Origin of the sequence: Pseudomonas rhizozeae, from assembly GCF_031583775.1 — a bacterium.
Lineage (GTDB): Bacteria > Pseudomonadota > Gammaproteobacteria > Pseudomonadales > Pseudomonadaceae > Aquipseudomonas.
In genome coordinates this window covers 170029-192826 of the sequence record NZ_JAVLSB010000072.1, presented here as the reverse complement: position 1 = coordinate 192826, position 22798 = coordinate 170029, and the positions used below count along the sequence as shown (strand labels likewise).

The following is a 22798-nucleotide window of genomic DNA, read 5'->3' as shown; positions in this document are numbered from 1 at the left end:
TGCTGACCTTGTGGGAGCGAGCCTGCTCGCGAAAGCGTCAGTTAAGTTTAAACACCAGAAACTGACCCACCGCCATCGCGAGCAAACTCGCTTCTGCATTGGTTTCGCGCAACAACAAAAAAGCGATTAACCGCCCGGCCCCTGGCCTGTTCCCAAAACCCTCAAGGGCTGGAACAATGCCCACCACTTCACAGAGCGTTGGCGCGGGGGAATGCGGGTGCAGATTCAGGGTCATTACGAACTTAAGTTTGAAGCGGTGCGCGAGGCTTTCGCCGCACTGTTCGAAGATCCTCAAGAACGCGGCGCCGCGTTGTGCATCCAGGTCGGCGGGGAAACCGTGATCGACCTCTGGGCCGGATCTGCCGACAAGGACGGCGCCGAGGCCTGGCATAGCGACACCATCGCCAATCTGTTCTCCTGCACCAAGACCTTCACCGCTGTGGCCGCGCTGCAGTTGGTAGCCGAAGGCAAATTGCAACTGGATGTGCCGGTCGCTCGCTACTGGCCGGAATTCGCCGTCGCTGGCAAAGAATCCATTACGCTGCGCCAGTTGCTGTGCCATCAGGCCGGCCTGCCAGCGTTGCGCGATTTGCTGCCGCCCGAAGCCCTTTACGATTGGCAAACCATGGTCGATGCCCTGGCCGCCGAAACCCCCTGGTGGACCCCCGGCCAGGGTCATGGCTACGCCGCCATCACTTACGGTTGGCTGGTTGGCGAGCTGATCCGTCGCGCCGACGGTCGTGGCCCGGGCGAGTCGATTGCCGCGCGCATCTGCCAGCCGTTGGGGCTGGATTTCCATGTAGGCCTGGCGGACGCCGAGTTCCACCGCGTGGCGCATATCGCCCGGGGCAAAGGCAATGTCGGCGATGCTGCGGCCCAGCGCCTGCTGCAAGTGGCGATGCGCGAACCGAACGCCATGACCACGCGGGCGTTTGCCAACCCACCGTCCGTGATGACCAGCACCAACAAGCCGGAATGGCGGCGCATGCAGCAGCCCGCCGCGAATGGCCATGGCAATGCCCGCAGCCTCGCGGGTTTTTATGCCGGCCTGCTGGACGGTCAACTGCTCGACAGCGAGATGCTCAACGAATTGACCCGCGAACACAGCGTCGGCGACGACAAAACCTTGCTGACCCAGACCCGTTTCGGCCTCGGTTGCATGCTCGATCAACCTGAGGTGGCCAATGCCACCTACGGCCTTAGCCCGCGCGCATTTGGCCATCCGGGTGCCGGCGGGTCGATCGGCTTTGCGGATCCGGAACACGATGTGGCCTTCGGCTTCGTCACCAACACCTTGGGCCCTTACGTATTGATGGACCCGCGCGCGCAAAATCTCGCGCGGATACTTGCCACTTGTCTGTAATGCTCTGCTGAAATTTCTTACACAGGAACCGAGTCACCTTTTGGCTTTCCAAGCGTCAGTTTATGCGGACCGAATTCGGTCCGATTTTTCTTACTTTATTTTGTGGTAACTCAATGTCATCGAACAAAACCATCGCCCTGGCACTGTGCTTCGCTATCACCGGTTGCGCACAAACCCCACAAAATGACGCCGACGGCGGCAGTCACTGGTGGTCCTTCGGTTCTCCCGACAATAGCGCCAGCAAAGACACCGCTTCCGCCCCCGCTGCACCTGTCAAACCTGCCGCCACCGCACCGGTGGCCAAAGCTGAAAGCAGCAACCCTTGGTACTGGCCGTTTGGTTCCGAGGACAGCACCGCCAAAACAGACGCCAAGCCTGAAGTGAAACCCGAAGCCAAGCCTGCTGCCCCCGCTACCGTGGCCAAGGCCGACGCCGACAGCGGCAAAAAATGGTGGTGGCCGTTCGGCGACAAGGGCGCCGAGACCCCGAAAGCCGTGCCGCTGCCCGACCCGAAAGTGACCCAGGCCTGGCTCGATGACTACGAACCGCGCCTGCGCACCGCGATCAAGGACAGCAACCTGGAGCTGGAACGTCGCGATAACGTGCTAGTGGTCACCGCCCCGGCCGACAGCTCGTTCAACCCGGACCGCCCGGCCATGCTGTTGCCCGTGACCCTGGGCCCGTTCAGCCGCGTGGCGAAAATCCTCGAAGCCGATCCAAAAACCGCCGTGCTGGTGCTCGGCCATGCAGACACCTCGGGCGCCGCGCCGGCCAACCTCAAACTGAGCCAGGAGCGCGCGCAGTCGATCGCCGCGATCTTCCGCCTCAGTGGCTTGCAGCGTGACCGCTTGATGCTGCGCGGCATGGGCTCGGTGGCCCCGCGTGCAGCGAACGACAGCGTTGAAGGCCGTGCGCTGAACCGTCGTGTCGAGCTACTGGTCACGCCGCAAAACACCATGGTCGCACTGTTGAGCAAGTACAACATGCCAGCCCCGGCGCCAGTGACGCTGGTCGCTGCGCAAGAGGTCAAGCCTGCCGCGAAGCCGGTCACCCCGGCCCCTGCCGCGAAGAAAGCCGCAGTGCCGGCGACTAAAAAGGCCGCGGCCAAGAAAGCCGCTGCGAAAGCTCCGGCGAAAAAAGCGCCGGCTAAAACCGCCACGCCAGCGAAGAAAACCGCACCGGCCAAAGCCGCCGCCGACTCGAAGAAAGTGGCTGCCGCTGACGCTGCGAAAAACTGATCGATCTCGAAAAGGATAGCGCCATGACCCAGTCCCTGGCGGATATGCGCCGCGACTACACCCGCGACGGTTTGACCGAGGCCCAGGCGCCGGCCGAGCCGTTTGCGCTGTTCCACCAGTGGTTCGCCGAAGCGGTCAAGACCGAGCAGGCGCCGGTCGAGGCCAATGCCATGACCTTGGCTACGGTGGACCAGAACGGCCGTCCGCATTGTCGCATTCTGTTACTCAAGGGGCTGGACGCGCAGGGTTTCACCTTCTTCACTAATTACGAGAGCGCCAAGGGCCAACAACTGGCGGCGAACCCCTTTGCCGCCATGACGTTTTTCTGGCCGACCCTGGAGCGTCAGGTGCGCATTGAAGGGCGGGTTGTGAAGGTCTCGCCCGAGGAGTCCGACGCTTATTACCAGGTCCGCCCGTTGGGCAGCCGCCTCGGTGCCTGGGCCTCGCCCCAGAGCCGGGTGATTGCCGGTCGCGGTGAACTGGAGGCGCTGCTCAAAGCCACTGAGCAGCGCTTCAGCGACAGCCAACCGGATTGCCCGCAACACTGGGGCGGTTACCGCTTGCTACCGGAGCGCATCGAGTTCTGGCAGGGCCGTTCGAGCCGTCTGCACGACCGCTTGAACTACCGTCAGCAGGGCGCCGACTGGATTCTTGAACGCTTGGCACCCTAGGCAGTCTACCGAGCGAGATGGCCCACCAGCGCCGCAGCGCGAGATGTGTCATGCGACGCTATGGTGTGACGAGTCCATGGAGGCGCCTGTACCGGGCCTGAATCAAAGCGATTTTTATCCGGGCAGGGCCGTGACAGGCGTCGAGCTGCGGAGTTTAATGAACACCTGTCTTTTGGAGTTGATGCTATGCGTAAGTCTGTTCTGCTAATTGCTTCCTTTTCCACGATGGCGATGTTGCTGACTGGCTGCCAGTCCAGCCTGACTGGCGACTCCTATTCCCGTGACGAAGCGCGTCGCGTGCAGACGGTTCGCATGGGCACCATCGAATCCCTGCGCCCGGTGAAAATCGAAGGCACCAAAACCCCGATCGGCGGTATCGCCGGTGCAGCGGTGGGCGGCGTCGGCGGTAGCGCCATCGGCGGCGGTCGCGGCAGCATCGTCGCAGCCGTTATCGGCGCCGTGGCCGGCGGCCTGATCGGCTCCGCCACCGAAGAAGGCCTGACCCGCGCCCAGGGCGTGGAAATCACCGTCCGCGAAGACGACGGCAGCATGCGCGCCTACGTGCAACAGGTTCAGGAAAACGAAGTGTTCCGCGTCGGCGAGCGCGTGCGGATCGCTACCGTGGATGGCACGAGCCGCGTTTCGCACTAAGCGGGATGGGTGACAAACGAAAACCCCGAACAGGTGACTGGTCGGGGTTTTTTTATGAATTAGATGGTTTGTTCACGTGGCGGGGGAGTCATCCCTGTATGAACCCAGTTGCAAATCACAGTATGGGTCTCTGAACGTGTGGTTCAGCAACGTCTCTAGTTCATCGATCTGACGGTCGTCAAGGTCGTAGCAATAGATTTCGTCTTCTGCCTCTGTCCAAGCCATGATTTTCCGTAGCTGATCAATGTGCACAGCAGGAATCGGTACTTCGAAGTTGAGTTCTTCGGTTTTTTTATCAAAAGCGTAGATGACGTGATTCACGGTTCAATCCTTGTTGAATCGGCAGGGTTGCTCTGAGAGTTCATGCTGCGCTTATAAATACTCTGATTTTTCGGTGTTCTTCTACGAGTCAGTGTAATTACTCATTGGCGTTAAAAATATGCGGAAACTCTGAACAATATAATTTCAGCTCAGGCACACCAGTTGCACTATACAGGTTTCTCCCGTCAGTGATTTTCCAGTCCAGTTCTCCAGAACTTGTATCTGTGCTGGAGACAGATTCTCAACATCAAATTCATCTTCCGGTCCATGCCAATTCATCAGCCTTTTTAAATCATCATATAGATCTGCAGGCACATCGACGTCCATCAGCAATTGTTCAGTTTGGCGATCAAAAACTTCAATGACGTGTTTCATTTTTATGTTCTCCTTGTCGCATCGGCAGGTTTGGTTTGTTTAGCTGTTTTGGATGCCGGTCTTTCATGTCTGGCTGTACCGGTCAGCTCCCCCGTCTTGTATTAAATTCACCCACCGCCCTAACCAGTGAATGGGTGACTGGTTTGTTTATTGTTGCACGCTCTACGGCGCCCTGCGGGTGCCAATGAAATACTCCAGTTCGGATGGAAAGTGCACGTTGAGGATCCCTGCTATTTCCCTGATTTGCTCTGTCGTCAACTCAAGCTCGCCGGGTTGTATATCTTCCAAGGCTTTCGATTCGGTCAGTTGAGCTAATGCCTGGTTCATCTCGGGGTCGGTGATTGTTAATTCGAACTGCAATGAGTCATCTTGCTTCTCGTCTGGATGGAAACCAGTGATGGACAGATAGCGCATAAATTCCTCTCGTTGTTCATTTGGGAGTTCTCCTTCCTGGCTTCGGCCCTTTGGTTTGCTCGCGTGTGATGCTGTCTGCCAGCCACTGATTGTCCTTGTTCGTTCGTCCGTAGCGTCCCCGAAGAGGACGCAACCGGACGTTAACGAACAGCGCCGAGTGTGGCTGTAGGACGAATCCTGCAAGTGCTTAGGAGGGTTCTTTGCGATACGGGGAATTGCGCGATGGAGAAGGAAAACACTCCCCGCGCGGGCTTTATTCCATTGATAAATTTATATCTGCGCAGGCGTCAAAACTGGGGTTCTGGACACAATTCCCAAGCTTTCACCGCTTATCCTCCGCCGCAACTTCAACTTTGCATCGCCGGAGATTGGTCGTTGAATAAACCGCTATTGCCTGTTTCCTACGAACAACTTGATCGCTGGATTGCTTCGCTGCAGCCCTCGTTGATCGAGCAATCGTTCGCCTGCGTCATCGGCATTCTGCGCGGTGGCGGTCCGCTGGCACTCATGGTGTCCCACGCCACGGGGGTGGCGCCGGCCTTTCTGCGTTATCGGCGTGAGGACCGTCAGGTAATTTGGGATTCGTCGATCCCGATTCCTCCAGCCGGCAGCAAAGTGCTGCTGTGCGAGGACATCGCCGGAGCGGGGCACACACTCTTGGATTGCCTGGCGTTTCTGCATAAACAAGGCCTTCAGGTCAAAACCCTGACTGCCGGTTTCGACGACATCAGCGCCATCCGCCCGGACTACGGCATCGATGGCCGCGGTTACTTTTTGCTGTTTCCGTGGGAACGCCAGGCTTACACGGCGGAGTACCGAAAACAGTGGCAGCAGACGGCGGGCGGCCGTCACGGACCAATGCCTGATGATCATGAGTTCGATCTATACGCCATCGACCTCGACGGTATTCTGTTACCGGACATCGCTCCGGAACGCTATGCGGCGAACCTGCAGTTGGCGCTGCTTGAGCGTGATCGGACCGAGCCTTACAAGGTGCTGCCGACACTGGGGCGGGTAAAAGGGATCATCACCGGTCGCCCGGAAATGGATCGTGCGCGCACCGAGGCCTGGTTGCAGCGCCATGGTTATGGCGACACGCCGCTGATCATGAGAGACGCCGAGCGTTACAACGACAGCCCCGAGCAAGTGGCGACCCACAAGGCTCAAGCGACCTTGCAACTGGCCTGCACGCATTTCGTCGAGAGCGATCCGGCGCAGGCAATTCTGATCTCGCAGCAAGCACCCTTGCTGCGAGTGATCTGGTGGGATGCCGAGGTTCAGCGGGCGCAACTGATCGGTGCGTCCGAGTGGACCGGCGTTACGCCCCGCGTGCAGGGCGTTCCGGCCTAAGGCTGTCTACTGCGCGGGCCGGACGTGCGCCGGTTCACCGGCGTGCTTGCCACTGGCCATGGCGGTTACCGCGTAACCGATCACCGCCGCCAGAATCGAGCCGGTCAGGATCCCCATGCGGTCCATTCCCGCATATTCGCTGGCCCCCGGCACAAAGGCCAGCGAACCGACGAACAGGCTCATGGTGAAGCCGATACCGCAGAGGATCGACACGCCCAGCACCTGGCACCAATTGGCGCCTTGGGGCAGGGCGGCGAGGCCGGTCTTGATGGCCAGCCAGGTCAGGCCGAACACGCCGAGAGTCTTGCCCAGCAGCAGGCCCACGGCGATGCCCATCGGCACATGATGGGTGAAGCTTTCAGCGGTGACGCCGGTCAGCGACAGGCCGGCGTTAGCGAAGGCGAACAGCGGCAGGATGGCGTACGCCACCCATGGGTGCAGCGCATGTTCCAGGGTCAGCAGCGGCGAGCGTTTGCCGTGCTGGGTGCGCAGCGGAATGCAGAAGGCCAGGGTCACACCGGCCAGCGTCGCATGTACACCGCTCTTGAGTACGCAGACCCAAAGCACCGCGCCGATGATCAGGTAGGGCGCCAGCCTGACCACACCCAGGCGATTCATGGCGATCAATGCCACGATACACGCGGCGGCGAGGGCCAAGGACGTTGTCGAGAGCGCGCCGGAGTAAAAAATCGCGATGACAATGATGGCGCCGAGGTCATCGATGATCGCCAGGGTCATCAGGAACAGTTTCAACGATACCGGTACACGCTTGCCCAACAGGGCCAGGACGCCAAGGGCAAACGCAATGTCCGTGGCCATTGGGATCGCCCAGCCACTCAGCGCGGCCGGGTTGTCACGGTTCAGCAGCCAGTAGATCAGCGCCGGCACCACCATGCCGCCGATGGCGGCTGCGCCGGGCAGTACGATCTGCGAAGGTTTCGACAATTGCCCGTCGAGCACTTCGCGCTTCACTTCCAGGCCGATCAGCAGGAAGAACAGCGCCATCAAGCCGTCGTTGATCCACAGCAGCAACGGTTTGGCGATGACCAATGCGCCAAACTGCGTGGCCACTGGCGTTTCGAGGAAGGCGTTGTACAGCCACGAGAGCGGTGAGTTGTTGATGATCAACGCCAGCACGGCGGCGGCGATGAGCAGCAAGCCGCTGGCCGCTTCGAGCTGGAAAAAACGCGTCAAATGGTTACGCAAAGCCAAGGTCGCTCTCCATCGCTGAGTTCAAAAAGGTCGCACACCCTAACCCGTCCCCTTAGTTGATAAAACAAAAGTTATATTCTTTTTTGTTATATGGCGTGACGACTCGCCGTCACGATTCGGGAATGAGCCTAGCAGTTGCCCAAGGGTTTGGGTCTCAGCTGTACCTGTGTTTGTTGTAGGTTTTTTCCTAAGCTGCTGAATGACGTTTGTAACTACGGCCCACAACGAGAACACCACCATGAGCGACCACCGACAGTGGGCCCGCGAAGCCATCCGCTTGATCGAAGCGGACTTCCAGCGCAGCGCCGACACCCACCTGATTCCCTTGCCGCTGCCCGGTTTTCCCGGCATTGAGTTGTATTTCAAGGACGAGTCGAGCCACCCCACCGGTAGTCTCAAGCATCGGCTGGCGCGCTCGCTCTTTTTGTACGCGCTGTGTAACGGCTGGCTCAAGCCCGGTGCGCCGGTAATCGAAGCGTCCAGTGGTTCGACGGCCATTTCCGAGGCGTACTTCGCGCGGATGCTGGGCTTGCCGTTCATTGCGGTGATGCCGGCCAGCACCTCGAAAGAGAAAATTGCCCAGATTGCGTTTTACGGCGGCCAGAGCCATTTGGTCGATGACCCGACGCAGATCTACGCCGAGTCCGAGCGCCTGGCGCGGGAGCACGATGGCCATTTTATCGACCAGTTCACCTACGCCGAGCGCGCCACCGATTGGCGGGCGAACAACAATATCGCTGAGTCGATTTTCCAACAGATGCGCTTCGAGCAACACCCGGAGCCGAGCTGGCTGATTTCCAGCCCTGGCACCGGCGGCACCACCGCGACCCTCGGTCGCTATGTGCGTTACCGCCAGCATCGCACCCGCGTGCTGTGCGCCGACGCTGAGCGCTCGGTGTTTTTCGCGTTCTACCAGACCGGCGATGCAACGCTGCGGCTGGACCACGGCTCACGGATCGAAGGCATTGGCCGGCCTCGGGTCGAAGCGTCATTTCTGCCCAAGGTAATCGACGCCATGGTTAAGGTGCCGGACGCCTTGTCGCTGGCGGCCATGCATTACCTGGCCGAGCGCCTGGGGCGACGGGTGGGCGGGTCGAGTGGGACCAACCTGATCGGCGCGTTGATTGCTGCGCAGCAGATGCAGGCGGCGGGGGAGTCCGGGTCGATCGTGGCGATCCTGTGTGATGGCGGCGAGCGGTATGCCGACAGCTATTACGATCAGGATTGGCTGAAGGGCCAAGGGTATGAATTGAACGCGTTGATCGATGCCGTGGCAGCGAGCGTCGAACGCGGTGAAGCGCTACCGGCCACCGTGCTGCGTGCCAATATCTGACACCTCTCTACTGGGGATTTGTGTGTGGCATGGATCGCATACACACCCCAAAACGAATGTGGGAGCGGCCTTGCTCGCGAAAGCGGTGGATCAATCAACATCTGCGTTGAATGCTCGTCCGTCTTCGCGAGCTAGCCCGCTCCCACAGGGTGTTGCATTTTCAGTGAGTGCAGATCAGGCCTCTAGACCCAGAATATCCCGCGCCACCGCCTCGGCTATCCGGATCCCGTCGACGCCCGCCGAGAGAATCCCGCCGGCGTAACCCGCGCCTTCGCCTGCCGGGAACAGGCCTTTGACGTTCAGGCTTTGCATGCTGTCGTTGCGGGTAATGCGCAGCGGCGATGAGGTGCGGGTTTCGATGCCGGTGAGCACCGCATCGTGCAGCGAGTAGCCGCGGATCTGTTTTTCAAATGCCGGAAGGGCTTCGCGGATTGCTTCGATGGCGAAGTCCGGCAGCGCCAGGGCCAGATCGCCCAAGGAAACCCCGGGTTTGTAGGACGGCTCGACACTGCCCAGGGCGGTGGACGGTTTGCCGGCAATGAAGTCGCCGACCAATTGCGCCGGCGCTTCGTAGTTGCTGCCGCCGAGCACATAGGCGTGGGATTCCAGTCGTTCCTGCAACTCGATGCCGGCCAGCGGACCGCCCGGGTAATCGACTTCCGGGGTAATGCCGACGACGATCCCTGAGTTGGCGTTGCGCTCGTTGCGCGAGTACTGGCTCATGCCGTTGGTGACCACACGGCCTTCTTCCGACGTCGCCGCGACCACGGTGCCGCCCGGGCACATGCAGAAGCTGTAGACCGAACGGCCGTTCTTGGCGTGGTGCACCAGTTTGTAGTCAGCGGCGCCCAGTTTCGGGTGGCCGGCGTATTTGCCCAGGCGCGCGCTGTCGATCAGCGACTGCGGGTGCTCGATGCGGAAACCTACCGAGAACGGCTTGGCTTCCATGTACACGCCGCGACCGTGCAGCATGCGGAAGGTGTCGCGAGCACTGTGGCCGAGGGCGATGATCACGTGTTTCGACTGCAACTGCTCGCCGCTGGCCAGGGTCACGCCGGTCAGTTGGCCATCGTCGATCTGCACATCGGTGACGCGCTGCTCGAAACGCACTTCACCGCCCAGGGCGATGATCTGCTGGCGCATGTTTTCCACCACGCCGGTCAGGCGGAACGTACCGATGTGCGGCTTGCTGACGTAGAGGATTTCGTCCGGCGCGCCGGCCTTGACGAACTCGTGCAGGACTTTGCGGCCGTGGTGCTTCGGGTCTTTGATCTGGCTGTAGAGCTTGCCGTCGGAGAAAGTCCCCGCACCGCCCTCGCCGAACTGCACGTTGGATTCCGGATTGAGCACGCTTTTGCGCCACAGGCCCCAGGTGTCCTTGGTGCGCTGGCGGACTTCCTTGCCGCGCTCAAGGATGATCGGCTTGAAACCCATCTGCGCCAGCAGCAGCCCGGCGAAAATCCCGCAGGGTCCGAAGCCGACCACGATCGGCCGCTGGGCCAGATCGGTCGGCGCCTGGCCGACCACGTGGTAACTGACGTCCGGCGCCACGTTGACGTTACGGTCATCGGCGAACCTGTGCAGCACCTCGGCCTCGTCGCGCACGGCGAGGTCAATGGTGTAGATGAAGCACAATTCCGAGGACTTTTTGCGCGCGTCGTAGCTGCGCTTGAACAAGGTGAAGTCGAGCAGATCCTCGCTGGCAATTCCCAGGCGCCGCACGATGGCCGGGCGCAGGTCTTCTTCGGGATGGTCGATCGGCAGCTTGAGTTCGGTGATTCGTAACATGACGGGATCCGGTTCGCGGGGCGCACAACTGCGCCAGGGCGGTTTCACAAACCGGCGATTATAAGCCGCAAAGCCCGGCGGCCGTGAGGCTTAAACGATCAGTCGTTACGCGAGCCGCCGAAATACGCGCAGCCACGCTGCACCTGGCCGTTGATGCGCAACTCGGCGCTCATCGATTGCACGCTGCCGCTGGTGGCGTCGACGCAGCGTTGCGGCGCGACCCACAGCTCGATGTGCTGATTATCGGCTTCGGTGCTGAGGTTGAAACGGCCGTCGCCCAGTTGCTCTTCGACGTAGGGCAGGGCCAAGGGCGGCTGGTCGGCGCGATCGATGACCATGCCTTTGCCGCTGACTTTGACGTTCCACTCCGGGCCATGACCGCTGGCACGCAGGATCAGCACCTTGAAGTTGGGATCGTCGCAGGCCACCCCCGAGCGCTCGACGCGGTACAGGTTGGCCAGGTCGAGTTGGCTGTCGCTGCCGGCGGCGGTGCTGGAGACCACGCGCCCGCGCAGGTCGGCGAACAGCTTGCCTTGCTGGTCGGCCAGCGTCGCCGCCTCTTGCAAGACGCTGGTGCCACCGGCGTCGTTGACCACATAGCGCCGCTGTTCCTGGCATGGCTGGAACAGCAGCTTGCCGTCCACCGCCGTCAGTTCCCCCTGCATCCGCGTCTGGCCGACATGGGAGGCGTTTTCCCGCGGGCCATTCATCAACTGGCACGCGGCAAACAGCGGAAGCAAGGCGATCAAAATCAGGGAACGGGCAGCACGCATCGTTGGGTCTCCAGACAAGTGCCGCCACGTTACGCAGGCTGACCGTTCATCACAAGACTTGCGTGCGCGATGAAGGCCGGGGATTGAGTTGGCCGTGCTGGCCCCGCATAGTGGCCACCTCGCCTGCAAGGACCTGCGCCGCTGTCATGAATCGCCCGTCGACGGTTTTCCCCGAACGCCTGTACGTATTCGATGCGTTACGCGGTATTGCTGCGTTGGCTGTGGTGTTCTGGCATTGGCAACACTTTTTTTTTCAGGGTGCGGTCCCCGGCCTGGCTGATATTGAACAACAGCCGTTGTATTCGACGTTCTTTCTGTTTTATCGACATGGCGGCGATGCGGTCGCGCTGTTTTTCTGTTTGTCCGGGTTCATTTTTTTCTGGCTGTTCGGCCGGGCTGTTGCAACGGGAGAGCTAACCGGTTGGCAGTTTTTCCGCGAGCGTTTCAGCCGTCTCTATCCCTTGCACTTGGCCACTTTTGGCGCCGTGGCGCTGCTGCAAGCGTTGTACAGCCGGCACACCGGTTCGGCGTTCGTGTATCCCTTCAACGATGTTTATCACGGCGTGCTGAACCTGTTTCTCGCCCCGGCGTGGGGGTTGGAGCAGGGTTGGTCGTACAACGCTCCAGCGTGGTCGATCTCGGTTGAAGTGCTGTTGTACCTGGGGTTCTTCCTGCTATGGCGATACCTGCCGTTTCCGGCGCTGGCCGCGGCTCTGCTGATTGCGCTGGCGACGTGGGTGTTTCCGGCGCAATACAAGATCAGTCTGGGGGGCTTGAGTTTTTTCTCCGGCGGCGTCGCGTACCTTTGGCTGACCTGGCTGCTGCAAAAGTTACCGCTACGCACGGTGGCCGTGGGGCTGGCACTGGCCTGTGTCTTGGCGTGGATCGGGCTTGAAACCGGCGGCTTTTATGCGCGGCAATGGACCTTCGTGGTGGTGTTTCCGTTGAGCATCATGACCCTGGTCGTCTGGCATCGGGTGCTTGATCCGTTGGCACGGCGCCTGACTTGGCTGGGTGACATCAGCTACGCGTCCTATCTGCTGCACTTTCCGCTGCAAATCATCGCGGCGATGTTGGCCGATAAATTTCTCCCCGGTCGCCAGGTGTTCTTTCAGCCCTGGGCGTTGCTGCTGTTTTTTGCGGTGTTGCTCGGGGTCAGCCTGGCCTGCCATCACCTGTTCGAGCGACCCATGCAGCGCTGGCTGCGGCAACGGCGCCGAGCCACGGCCAGCGCAGTGCCGATCAACTGACGGGGCGATCAATCCACGTGGTCGTCACCCCACGCGAAACGTCTGACCGGTTTGCAGGCCTTCCACGCTTTTCGCGTAGGCCAGTGCCACATCCGCTGCGGGAACCGGCTTGTAGCCGCGGAAATACGGAGCGTAGCTGTCCATGGCTTCGAGCAGGACGGTCGGGCTGATCGAGTTGACGCGCAGGCCCCGGGGCAGTTCGATGGCAGCGGCGCGGACGAAGCTGTCCAGTGCGCCGTTGACCAGCGCAGCCGAGGCACCGCTGCGGATCGGGTCGTGGCTGAGCACCCCGGTAGTGAACGTGAACGAGGCGCCGTCATTGGCGAACTCGCGGCCGATCAGCAGCAAGTTGACCTGGCCCATGAGTTTGTCGCTGAGCCCGAGGGTGAAGCTGTCAGTGGTCATTTCGCTCAACGGCGCGAAGGTGACGTTGCCGGCGGCGCAGACCAGCGCATCGAATGTCCCGGTTTTTGCAAACAGTGCGCGGATGGACGCGTTGTCACTGATGTCAACGTTGAAGTCACCGCTGCTGCGGCCAATGCGGATGACTTCATGGCGTTGCGATAACTCTTTATCCACCGCCGAACCGATGGTGCCGCCTGCGCCGATCAATAGGATTTTCATGGTTGAGTCCTCGGTGAGTTGAATGAGCCCACAGTCTAGGACTGGTTTTTCCCAACGATAAGCGCGCTAATGGGCAACCTTTGGTTTTCAATTGGAAACAATCCATGAGCGAAATGGACGACCTGGCGGCGTTCGCCGTACTGATAGAGGCAGGCAGTTTCACCCTGGCGGCGCAGCAATTGGGCTGCAGCAAAGGGCAGCTGTCCAAGCGCATCAGCCAGTTGGAGGCGCAGTTTTCGGTGGTGTTACTGCAGCGCACTACGCGCCGCTTGAGCCTGACCGCCGCTGGTGCCGCGTTGTTGCCGCAGGCCCAGGCGCTGGTGGTGCAAGTGGAGCGCGCGCGGCAGGCACTGGCGCGGTTGAAGGACGACATGACCGGTCTGGTGCGCATGACGGTGCCGGTGTCGTTGGGCGAGACGTTCTTCGATGGCTTGTTGCTGGAATTCGCGGCGCAATATCCGCAGGTGCAGATCGAGCTGGACTTGAGCAACCGCTACCGCGATCTGTCGCGAGAAGGTTTCGACCTGGCCGTGCGCTCCGACGTGGCGATCGACGAGCGCCTGGTCGCTCGCCCGTTGTTGGCCTGGCATGAAATGACCTGCGCCAGCCCGACCTATCTTGAGCGGTACGGTGAGCCGCTCACCCCGCAGGCGTTGGCCGAGCACCGTTGCCTGCTTAACAGCCACTACAGCGGTCGCGAGGAGTGGTTGTATCACCAACAGCACGAGCTGCTGCGGGTGCCTGTCTCCGGGCCGTTCGCCAGCAATCACTACAGCCTGCTGAAAAAAGCCGCGCTGGCTGGGGCTGGCATTGCGCGGCTGCCGTCCTATTTGCTGCAAGCGGAATTGGCCGACGGCCGTTTGCGCTGGCTGTTGCGCGATTACCAGACCCGCAGCATGCCGATGTATCTGGTGCATCCGTATCAGGGAGGATTGCCCAAGCGCACGCAGGTGTTGGCGGATTATTTGATCGATTGGTTCAAGCGCATGGGGGAGGCGCTGGATGGGTTGCAGCGGTAGTGAAGGTCCACACAACCTTCTGTGGCGAGGGAGCTTGCTCCCGCTGGGTTGCGCAGCAACCCCAAAACCTAATGGGCCACACCCGCACCTCCCACAACCCCTCCGCATAAAAAAACGGCCCGAAGGCCGTTTTCTGTGTTGCGCTGAGGCTTAGCCGCCGAGGTACGCTTCGCGCACTTTCGGGTCGGTCAGCAGGGCTTCACCGGTGCCTTGCATGACCACGCGGCCGTTCTCCAGAACGTAGGCGCGGTCAGCGATTTTCAAGGCCTGGTTGGCGTTTTGCTCGACCAGGAACACGGTCACGCCATCCTTGCGCAGCTGTTCGATGATGTCGAAGATCTGCTGGATGATGATCGGTGCCAGGCCCAGCGACGGTTCGTCGAGCAGCAGCAGCTTGGGCTTGCTCATCAGCGCACGGCCGATGGCGAGCATTTGCTGTTCACCGCCGGACATGGTGCCGCCGCGTTGGCTGAAGCGTTCTTTCAAGCGCGGGAACAGTTCCAGGACCTTGTCCATTTGCTCCTGATAATCGCCTTTCTCGGTGAAGAAGCCGCCCATGGACAGGTTCTCTTCCACGGTCAGGCGCGCGAACACCCGGCGACCTTCAGGCACCACGGCAATGCTTTTGCGCATGATCTGCGCCGAAGTCTGTCCGACCAGTTCCTCGCCCATGTAGCGGATGCTGCCGCTGTGCGCCTGCGGCGAACCGCAAAGGGTCATCAGCAGGGTCGACTTGCCGGCGCCGTTGGCCCCGATCAGGGTGACGATCTCGCCCTGGCGGATTTCCACGTTGACGCCGTGCAGGGCCTGGATCTTGCCGTAGAAGGTGGAAACGTTTTCGAATTGCAGCATTTACGCTTCCCCCAGGTAGGCTTTGATCACTTCAGGATTGTCGCGGATCTGATCCGGCGTGCCGTCGGCCAGGGGCGTGCCCTGGTTGATCACGACGATGTGATCGGAAATGCTCATGACCAGTTTCATGTCGTGTTCGATCAGCAGCACTGTCACATTGTGCTCTTCACGCAGCACGCTGATCAGCGCCTTGAGGTCTTCGGTTTCCTTCGGATTGAGGCCGGCCGCCGGTTCGTCGAGCATGAGAATCCGCGGACGGGTCATCATGCAGCGGGCGATTTCCAGGCGCCGTTGCTGGCCGTAAGCCAGGGTCCCGGCGGTACGGTTGGCGAATTCCTTGAGGTTGACCTTGTCCAGCCAGTACTCGGCGAACTCCATGGCCTCGCGCTCGCTCTTGCGGAACGCCGGAGTCTTGAACAGGCCTGACAGGAAGTTGGTGTTCAAGTGACGGTGCTGGGCGATCAACAGGTTCTCGACCGCCGTCATGTCCTTGAACAAGCGCACGTTCTGGAAGGTCCGCACCACGCCTTTGAGCGCGATCTTGTGGCCCGGCAAACCCTGGATCGGCTCGCCGTCCAGCAGGATGGTGCCGCCGCTTGGTTGGTAGAAACCGGTCAGGCAGTTGAACACCGTGGTCTTGCCGGCGCCGTTCGGGCCGATCAGCGCGACGACTTGTTTTTCCTTGACGGTCAGGGCCACGCCGTTGACCGCCAGCAAGCCGCCGAAGCGCATGCTTAGATTTTCGACTTTCAGGATCTCGCGGCTCATTTGCGCAGCTCCATGTGTGGACGTTGCATGGGCAGCAGGCCTTGAGGACGCCAGATCATCATCAGCACCATCAAGGCGCCGAACATCAACATGCGGTACTCACTGAACTCACGCATCATTTCCGGCAACAGGATCATCACCACGGCGGCCAGGATCACCCCCAGTTGCGAGCCCATGCCACCCAGCACCACGATCGCGAGGATGATCGCCGACTCGATGAAGGTGAAGGACTCCGGCGTCACCAGGCCTTGGCGAGCAGCGAAGAAGCTACCCGCGAAACCGGCGAAGCTGGCGCCCAGGGTGAAGGCCGACAACTTGATCACGGTCGGGTTGAGACCCAGCGCGCGGCAGGCGATTTCGTCTTCGCGCAGTGCTTCCCACGCGCGGCCGATCGGCATGCGCAGCAGACGGTTGATCACGAACAGCGCCGCCAGGGCCAGCAACAGCGCAACCAGGTAAAGGAAGATCACCTTGTTGATCGAGTTGTATTCCAGGCCGAAATACTCGTGGAATGTCTGCATACCTTCGGCTGCTTTGCGCTCGAAGGTCAGGCCGAAGAACGTCGGTTTCTCGATGTTGCTGATGCCGTTCGGGCCACCGGTGATGTCGGTCAGGTTACGCAGGAACAAGCGGATGATTTCCCCGAAGCCCAGGGTCACGATCGCCAGGTAGTCGCCGCGCAGACGCAAGACCGGGAAGCCCAGCAGGAAGCCGAACGTTGCCGCCATCAGGCCGGCGACCGGCAGGCAGACCCAGAAACTCCAGCCCAGGTAGTGCGACAACAGCGCATAGCTGTAGGCGCCGACGGCATAGAAACCGACGTAACCGAGGTCGAGCAGGCCGGCCAGGCCGACCACGATGTTCAGGCCGAGGCCGAGCATCACGTAGATCAGGATCAGGGTCGCGATGTCGACCGCGCCACGGGAGCCGAAGAACGGCCACACCAGGGCGCCGATGATCAGGGCGATGATGATCCAGCGCTGGGTGGTCGGCAGGGTCAGGAAGTTGCTGGCCTTGGCCGGGATCAACGGCATGTTCGGCGAGGATTTCCACGCCGAGCTGATCGAGTCGTTGAACAGCACCCGCAGGAACATCAGCACCGAGCAGATCGCGATGATCGCCAGGGTGGTGCTGCTGGTGTTGTGCACTTCCAGGTGAACGCCGACGATGGTCAGCTTCAGACCAAGGACCGGGTAGGCAACCGCCCAGACCAGGAGCGCGCTGAACAGCGCTTGCTTGATATTTTTAGTCATACCTTCTCAACCTCCGGACGGCCCAGGATGCCGGTCGGCCGGAACAACAGCACCAGAACCAACAAGCCGAACGCGACGACGTCCTTGTATTGGTCGCCGAAGATATCGGCGCCAAAGGCTTCCGCCACACCGAGCACTAGCCCGCCGAGCATGGCGCCGGGGATGCTGCCGATGCCGCCCAGTACCGCGGCGGTGAAGGCCTTGAGGCCGACCAGGAACCCGGCGTTCGGGTTGATCACGCCGTATTGCATGCTCAACAACACCGCCGCAACGGCTGCCAGTGCGGCACCGATGACGAAGGTCAGGGCAATGATGTTGTTGGTGTTGATGCCCAGCAGGTTGGCCATCTTGATGTCTTCGGCGCAGGCGCGGCAGGCGCGGCCCAGGCGAGAGCGGGAGATGAACAGGGTGAGGCCGAGCATGGCGACCAGGGTCACCACGAACACCACGATTTGCATGTACGAAATCAGCACTTCATGTGCGCCACCTGGCCCGAAGGCAATGTTGCCAGGGATCAGGTTGGGGATGGATTTGTCCTTGGAGTCTTGCGCCAGCAGAACCGAGTTCTGCAGGAAGATCGACATACCAATGGCGGAGATCAGCGGGATCAGACGGTTGCTGCCGCGCAATGGGCGGTAGGCGATCCGTTCGATGCTGTAGCCGTAGGCACTGGTCACCACGATGCTCGCGATGAATGCAGCGGTCATCAACAGCGGCACACTGTCGAGTCCCATCATGGCCAGGCCCGCGATGGCGATGAACGCCACGTAGGAACCGATCATGTACACCTCGCCGTGGGCGAAGTTGATCATCCCAATGATGCCGTAGACCATCGTATAGCCGATGGCGATCAGGGCATACGTGCTGCCAACGGTCAAACCGTTAACCAGCTGTTGGAAGAAGTGATAGATGTCAGGCATTACAGCGCTCCTAAAAACCTGATACGCATTTCACTGGTGGAGTCATTTTCCCGCTCGTGCCCCGTGGATCTGTTATCCACTTCGGATTCGAGGTTTGCCAGCGAACCGCTGATGACGGTTTTGAGATTTTCAGGTGGGCCGACTCGCGGATCACGCAGGTGCGGCTCAATACAGTTGTAAAACAAAGCCCACGGCACGCCGTGGGCTTTGTGGGCAGTCAGTCAGGCCAGGCCTTACTGAGGCGAAGCTTCAGTTTTTGGCTTGTTGTAGTGCCACTGGTACACCACGAACTTGAAGTCCTTCAGGTCGCCCTTGGCGTCGAAGCTCAGGTCGCCAGTCGGGGTCTTGAAGGTGCCAGCGTGGATGGCTTCAGCCACTTTTGCAGCGTCTTCGCTCTTGGCGGCGGTGATACCGTCGGCAATCACTTGTACGGCGGAGTAGGCCGGGAACACGAACGGACCGCTCGGGTCTTCTTTCTTCGCTTTGAAGGCGTCAGCCAGGGCGACGTTGGCAGGATCCTGGTCGAACGATTTCGGCAGGGTCACCAGCAGGCCTTCGGACGCTTCCTTGGCGATCTGCGAAATGGAGTCGTTGCCCACGCCTTCCGGACCCATGAACTTGGCTTTCAGGCCTTTCTCTTCGGATTGACGCAGGATCAGGCCCAGCTCCGGGTGGTAGCCGCCGTAGTAGACGAAGTCGACGTTGGCTTGCTTGAGCTTGGCGATGATCGACGAGAAGTCCTTGTCGCCGGCGTTAATGCCTTCGAACACGGCAACCTTGGTGCCTTTCTTCTCGAGGGTCTGTTTCACGGCGGTGGCGATGCCTTCACCGTATTGCTGTTTGTCGTGCAGGACCGCAACGATTTTCGGCTTTACGTGGTCGGCGATGTAGTTACCGGCGGCAGGGCCCTGGGCGCTGTCGAGACCGATGGTGCGGAACACCATTTTGTAACCACGGGCGGTGATGTCCGGGCTGGTGGCAGCCGGGGTGATCATGATCACGCCTTCGTCTTCGTAAATGTCCGAAGCCGGTTGGGTGGAGCTGGAGCACAGGTGGCCAACCACGAACTTGACGCCGTCGTTGACGACTTTGTTCGCGACCGCGACCGCTTGCTTCGGATCACAGGCGTCGTCGTATTCAACGGCTTCGAGTTTCTTGCCGTCTACGCCGCCCTTGGCGTTGATTTGTTCGATGGCCATTTTGGCGCCACTGAACTGCATGTCGCCGTATTGGGCTACAGGACCGGTCTTAGGGCCGGCGATGCCGATCTTGATGGTGTCAGCTGCGAACGAATGGCTGGCAACCCCGGCCAGAACCATAGCGGCAAACAGTTTGGAAATCTGCTTAGTAGCCTTAGTCATAGTGCTCCACTCTTACTGTTGTAGTTTTTATAGTCCTGGCGCCGAAGCGACCGAACCGGGTCAGATATCTGGGATACCCTGCGGAAAATGCCCCCGGCAACTGTACCGGTACAGTGTAGAGCGCCGATTGTTAGCCTGGGAAGCTAGCGCCGAGGGGCAAAACCAGAGGGTGTCGCTTTTTTGAAAGAAAAAGACAGAATGGCGGCGGGGGTTTTGCCTGCGAAGAGGGCAATCCTTGGCTTTCCTGCACTTTTCAATCGATCACTCATTTGCAACTGGGTTTTTCTGCCAGACCACGGACGTTATTATTCGCGTCGTTTTCTTTTCCGGACAGCCCCATGACTCAAGAACCTAGCACCCTCTATGCCAAGCTGCTTGGTGAAACCGCATCAATTACCTGGAAAGAGCTGGAGCCGTTCTTTGCCAAGGGTGCCCTATTGTGGGTCGACCCGACACTGGATTTGATTGCCGCCGCCGAGGCCGTGGCGCAGGACGAAGGCGAGAAAGTCGCGGCCTGGCTGGCTCAGGATAAACTCGCCAAGCTCTCTGAAACACGGGCGCTGGATCTTTTTGAGCGCGATCCAGAGTTGTGGGCAGTGGTAGTTTCGCCGTGGATTCTGATCCAGGAGAGGGCGCAGGGATAAAGGGTTGCACTGGGTTGGTGCGCTATTTTTTCATTCGAAAGTGTGTAGCCGAGTAACCGCTGGCAACGTGATGGCATCTGGCCCGTGAAGAAAGGTCACAGACTGACTTTTGGGGGAAGGTAACGTAAACGTAACGGGAACAGTTTCATAAGCAGCCTAAGGGTTGCTTAATTGTTTCTGAGTATGTGGGCGAAGAGAAATGCGCTGCCTGGCAGAAAGATTCGCGAGCAGGCTCGCTCCCACAGGTTCGGTGGTCACCGTGTGGGAGCGAGCCTGCTCGCGAAGTCAGCAGCTCGATATCAAGCCGTGCGCCCGGTGTGGTTATTCAGCGAAATCACTTTGGTCTTGCCGATCCGGTGACGGTAAATCTCGCGCAAGTACTTGATCGCTTTCTTCACGCAATCGCGCGACAAGCGAATGTCGTTGATCGAGACGAACTTGTCCTTGTCATTGATCAGCTCGCGGTACTTCTTCTCGTACATCGGCTTGATCGCGTACCAGTTGGTGTCGAGGATCTTCGCCGGGTTCTCGAACTCATTGAGCAAGTCGTCGATGCGGTCTTCGTCGAACTCTTCCTGAATGATGAAATCGAGGATCGAGTTGTCCAGGGTCTCGTCGAAGCGGTACGGGTTCTTGGCGAAGCAACGCTTGATGAACGCCACGATCAGCGTCAGGAAGTCGTCCGACAGGCACGGGCTCTTGGCGATCAGTGTGGTCAGCGACAGGTTGGCCGAGGCGCCGATCACCAGCGCGTAACGCTTGAGCGTGGTGTTGGGGAACAGGCTGTTGAGGTGGGTCTTCAGGCGGTTCAGGTCCATGTAGGACAGTTTGTAATCCTTGGGCAACGAGACGATCGACACCACTGACGAGCAATTCTTGAAGAAGTGCAGGTCGTGCAGCGCGGCGGCGTCGTAGCCGGAATTCTTGTACTGCTCCAGCGACGCGCGATAGCGCTTGGATTCGATCGGCAACAGGCTGATGCCCTCGATGGCCTGGGTCACTTTGTTGAAGTGCGGCAGGTCGATCGAGCGGAAGAACAGGTCATCGATGTTCAGGCGCTGCGGCTCTTTCTCGAACACCTTGAACTTGTCGCTGCTCGGCGGCGGGGTTTCCGGTACCACCGATTCGGCGTAGGCAATCGCTACCGGCCCGGCCAGGCTCATGAACAGGTCGTTGGCGTCGAGGCGAATGGTCTCGCCGATGTCGATGCCGGCGCGTCGGAAATAGTTCTGGTCGTAGTCAGTCGTAACGGCCTGGGCCGTCAGAATGTTGAAAATTTGCTGTGAGATGTACTGGTTGGCGTGTTTCTCCATGGCATTGACATCAATGTTCTGGATGTTGCCGTCATCGCTTTCTTCGGCGTAACGCATGATGTCGTTGGAGATCAGCATCATCGCGTTCCATGGGCGGATGCGGCCCATGACGCTGGCTTCGCTGCTGTCTTCATTGGCGAAGTTGTAGGAGAAATCCCATTCTTCCGACAGGTATTTGCACAGCAAGCGTCCGGCGTTGATGTGCAGCGCTTCGGACATTTCACTGCGATGGTCGGAGATGTTCGGCAGCACGCAGATGCCGCTGGTGAAGATTGGCTCGAAGACGAAGGAGTGACCGCTTTTGCTGTCGTGCTCATCCATCGGCTTGGTGTCGAACGTTTTGTTCATGTACGAGTATTGCTGCGCCAGGCCGAATTCCGAGGCCATGCCCGAACCGGTACCGCCGCCGGCACTGAAGATCGAGAAATACAGGCGCGACTGGTTGGCCTTGATCCCGCAGCTGTCGATCAAGTACGAGTGAATCATCTTCCAGTCAGGGCTGGAGAAGCGCTGGGTGTCCTTGTTGAGGATGATCTTCGCCAGGTATTGACCGAGGATCGGCGCGTTACCGGCACCACCGGCGTGGACCTCCGAGAGGTCCATGATCTTCATTTTGCTGTAGTCGCGCAGGAAACCGCTTTTCTCGCCCTTGCGCGAGAAACGGATGCGCCCGGCGATGTCTTTGTCGAGGTCGCCGAGCATCACCAGCGGTTCCACCAGGAACACCGGTTTGGCGCCCTTGTTGGTGCCCAGACGCAAGTTATTGCGGATCCACTGCGCCGGACGGTAGCCCTTTTCAATGTAGGACTTGTCTTCGCTGTTGAACTCATTGAGGTAGAACTTGCGGGCGTTGTACACCAGTTCAGCGACGTCCAGCGCGATGTTCGAACCACAGCGACCGAGGCCGATCAGGCACACCGAGGGGAATTCCTGCTCGCGGCGCAGCTCGCTTTCGTCCTCGACCAGGTGCGGCGCCCGCGGGAACACGCTGTCGCGCAGGCCATCGAGGTTGTCGAGGATGCGGTCGGTGTTGGTCTCGGTGAAATACAGGTACTGCTGGGGCTGCGACGGTCGCGCGGGCGGCGTCGATTTCGAGGCCACAGGCGCGTTGGCGGCTGGGCTCAAGAGCAGGTCGGGTACCGCGTTGGCCGGGCTGTTTTTAGAAGTCATTGGTGCGCCATGTACCTTGGACGGGTGGGCTCGGCGACGAGGTATCGACAAGCCATCACGGAATGGAAAACTCGCGACTTGGGGCGCGATGCTGGCCCAAGCGCCAGGAGCTGAGCCTGATTGTCGCTTGGGGGA

At 60.1% G+C, this 22798-nt stretch carries 22 protein-coding genes; 9 read left to right on the top strand and 13 right to left on the bottom strand.

Going from position 1 to position 22798, the window contains the following annotated elements; all coding sequences use genetic code 11:
• The first annotated feature begins 217 nt into the window (after positions 1-217).
• The 4 genes from RG836_RS25765 to RG836_RS25750 all read left to right on the top strand — a co-directional run bounded on the left by RG836_RS25765 (position 218) and on the right by RG836_RS25750 (position 3923).
• Complete coding sequence (locus RG836_RS25765; protein ID WP_310850585.1) at positions 218-1363, top strand: serine hydrolase domain-containing protein; 1146 nt, start codon at positions 218-220, stop codon at positions 1361-1363.
• Positions 1364-1476: 113 nt separating this feature from the next.
• Positions 1477-2601 carry an OmpA family protein gene (locus RG836_RS25760; protein ID WP_310850580.1) on the top strand — a complete coding sequence of 375 codons (1125 nt, stop codon included), beginning with the start codon at positions 1477-1479 and terminating at the stop codon, positions 2599-2601.
• Between the two features lie 23 nt (positions 2602-2624).
• Positions 2625-3272, top strand: coding sequence for a pyridoxamine 5'-phosphate oxidase (gene pdxH / locus RG836_RS25755; protein ID WP_310850579.1), 648 nt, complete (start codon positions 2625-2627; stop codon positions 3270-3272).
• A 186-nt stretch (positions 3273-3458) separates the two neighbouring features.
• Positions 3459-3923 (top strand): outer membrane lipoprotein, encoded by a 465-nt coding sequence (locus RG836_RS25750; protein WP_310850578.1) that lies wholly within the window; start codon positions 3459-3461, stop codon positions 3921-3923.
• A 72-nt stretch (positions 3924-3995) separates the two neighbouring features.
• Here RG836_RS25750 and RG836_RS25745 read toward each other — a convergent pair whose 3' ends face one another.
• From RG836_RS25745 to RG836_RS25735, 3 genes are all read right to left on the bottom strand, one after another.
• Positions 3996-4244, bottom strand: coding sequence for a DUF7683 domain-containing protein (locus RG836_RS25745; RefSeq protein WP_310850577.1), 249 nt, complete (start codon positions 4242-4244; stop codon positions 3996-3998).
• Positions 4245-4388: 144 nt separating this feature from the next.
• Positions 4389-4619, bottom strand: coding sequence for a DUF7683 domain-containing protein (locus RG836_RS25740; protein ID WP_310850575.1), 231 nt, complete (start codon positions 4617-4619; stop codon positions 4389-4391).
• A 162-nt stretch (positions 4620-4781) separates the two neighbouring features.
• Positions 4782-5033, bottom strand: coding sequence for a pyocin S6 family toxin immunity protein (locus RG836_RS25735; RefSeq protein ID WP_310850573.1), 252 nt, complete (start codon positions 5031-5033; stop codon positions 4782-4784).
• Positions 5034-5408: 375 nt separating this feature from the next.
• Between RG836_RS25735 and RG836_RS25730 the strand changes: the two genes are divergently transcribed.
• Complete coding sequence (locus RG836_RS25730) at positions 5409-6383, top strand: phosphoribosyltransferase family protein (RefSeq protein WP_310850572.1); 975 nt, start codon at positions 5409-5411, stop codon at positions 6381-6383.
• Between the two features lie 6 nt (positions 6384-6389).
• Here RG836_RS25730 and nhaA read toward each other — a convergent pair whose 3' ends face one another.
• The gene (gene nhaA / locus RG836_RS25725) at positions 6390-7595 is read right to left on the bottom strand and encodes a Na+/H+ antiporter NhaA (RefSeq protein WP_310850570.1); all 1206 of its coding nucleotides are present in this window, start codon (positions 7593-7595) and stop codon (positions 6390-6392) included.
• A gap of 238 nt (positions 7596-7833) precedes the next feature.
• Here nhaA and RG836_RS25720 point away from each other — a divergent pair, with 238 nt between their 5' ends.
• Complete coding sequence (locus RG836_RS25720) at positions 7834-8928, top strand: PLP-dependent cysteine synthase family protein (RefSeq protein ID WP_310850568.1); 1095 nt, start codon at positions 7834-7836, stop codon at positions 8926-8928.
• 174 nt (positions 8929-9102) lie between these two features.
• Here the strand turns inward: RG836_RS25720 and RG836_RS25715 are convergent, their stop codons facing one another.
• Both RG836_RS25715 and RG836_RS25710 read right to left on the bottom strand, forming a co-directional pair.
• Positions 9103-10716 carry an NAD(P)/FAD-dependent oxidoreductase gene (locus tag RG836_RS25715; RefSeq protein ID WP_310850566.1) on the bottom strand — a complete coding sequence of 538 codons (1614 nt, stop codon included), beginning with the start codon at positions 10714-10716 and terminating at the stop codon, positions 9103-9105.
• A gap of 98 nt (positions 10717-10814) precedes the next feature.
• Entirely contained in the window at positions 10815-11489 is a 675-nt protein-coding gene (locus RG836_RS25710; RefSeq protein ID WP_310850564.1) for a COG3650 family protein, read from the bottom strand.
• Between the two features lie 146 nt (positions 11490-11635).
• On the opposite strand from RG836_RS25710, the gene RG836_RS25705 reads away from it, so the two are divergent.
• Positions 11636-12739: an acyltransferase family protein gene (locus RG836_RS25705; RefSeq protein WP_310850562.1), complete on the top strand. Its 1104-nt coding sequence runs from the start codon at positions 11636-11638 to the stop codon at positions 12737-12739.
• 24 nt (positions 12740-12763) lie between these two features.
• Here the strand turns inward: RG836_RS25705 and RG836_RS25700 are convergent, their stop codons facing one another.
• A complete protein-coding gene (locus RG836_RS25700) occupies positions 12764-13363 on the bottom strand; it encodes a short chain dehydrogenase (protein ID WP_310850561.1) in 600 nt (199 codons plus the stop codon).
• A gap of 104 nt (positions 13364-13467) precedes the next feature.
• On the opposite strand from RG836_RS25700, the gene RG836_RS25695 reads away from it, so the two are divergent.
• Positions 13468-14382, top strand: a complete 915-nt coding sequence (locus RG836_RS25695; protein ID WP_310850559.1) for a LysR family transcriptional regulator — start codon at positions 13468-13470, stop codon at positions 14380-14382.
• Between the two features lie 150 nt (positions 14383-14532).
• Here RG836_RS25695 and RG836_RS25690 read toward each other — a convergent pair whose 3' ends face one another.
• From RG836_RS25690 to RG836_RS25670, 5 genes are all read right to left on the bottom strand, one after another.
• A complete protein-coding gene (locus RG836_RS25690) occupies positions 14533-15234 on the bottom strand; it encodes an ABC transporter ATP-binding protein (protein ID WP_310850557.1) in 702 nt (233 codons plus the stop codon).
• The gene (livG, locus tag RG836_RS25685; RefSeq protein ID WP_310850555.1) at positions 15235-16002 is read right to left on the bottom strand and encodes a high-affinity branched-chain amino acid ABC transporter ATP-binding protein LivG; all 768 of its coding nucleotides are present in this window, start codon (positions 16000-16002) and stop codon (positions 15235-15237) included.
• Positions 15999-17255, bottom strand: coding sequence for a high-affinity branched-chain amino acid ABC transporter permease LivM (locus RG836_RS25680; protein WP_310850553.1), 1257 nt, complete (start codon positions 17253-17255; stop codon positions 15999-16001). Before RG836_RS25680 ends, livG begins: the two co-directional genes overlap by 4 nt.
• Complete coding sequence (livH, locus tag RG836_RS25675; protein WP_310850551.1) at positions 17252-18175, bottom strand: high-affinity branched-chain amino acid ABC transporter permease LivH; 924 nt, start codon at positions 18173-18175, stop codon at positions 17252-17254. Before livH ends, RG836_RS25680 begins: the two co-directional genes overlap by 4 nt.
• 233 nt (positions 18176-18408) lie before the next feature.
• The gene (locus RG836_RS25670; RefSeq protein ID WP_310850548.1) at positions 18409-19536 is read right to left on the bottom strand and encodes a branched-chain amino acid ABC transporter substrate-binding protein; all 1128 of its coding nucleotides are present in this window, start codon (positions 19534-19536) and stop codon (positions 18409-18411) included.
• Positions 19537-19874: 338 nt separating this feature from the next.
• On the opposite strand from RG836_RS25670, the gene RG836_RS25665 reads away from it, so the two are divergent.
• The gene (locus tag RG836_RS25665; protein WP_310850547.1) at positions 19875-20180 is read left to right on the top strand and encodes a DUF2288 domain-containing protein; all 306 of its coding nucleotides are present in this window, start codon (positions 19875-19877) and stop codon (positions 20178-20180) included.
• A gap of 299 nt (positions 20181-20479) precedes the next feature.
• On the opposite strand, the gene RG836_RS25660 is transcribed toward RG836_RS25665, so the two are convergent.
• A complete protein-coding gene (locus RG836_RS25660; protein WP_310850546.1) occupies positions 20480-22663 on the bottom strand; it encodes a hypothetical protein in 2184 nt (727 codons plus the stop codon).
• Between the last annotated feature and the right edge of the window lie 135 nt (positions 22664-22798).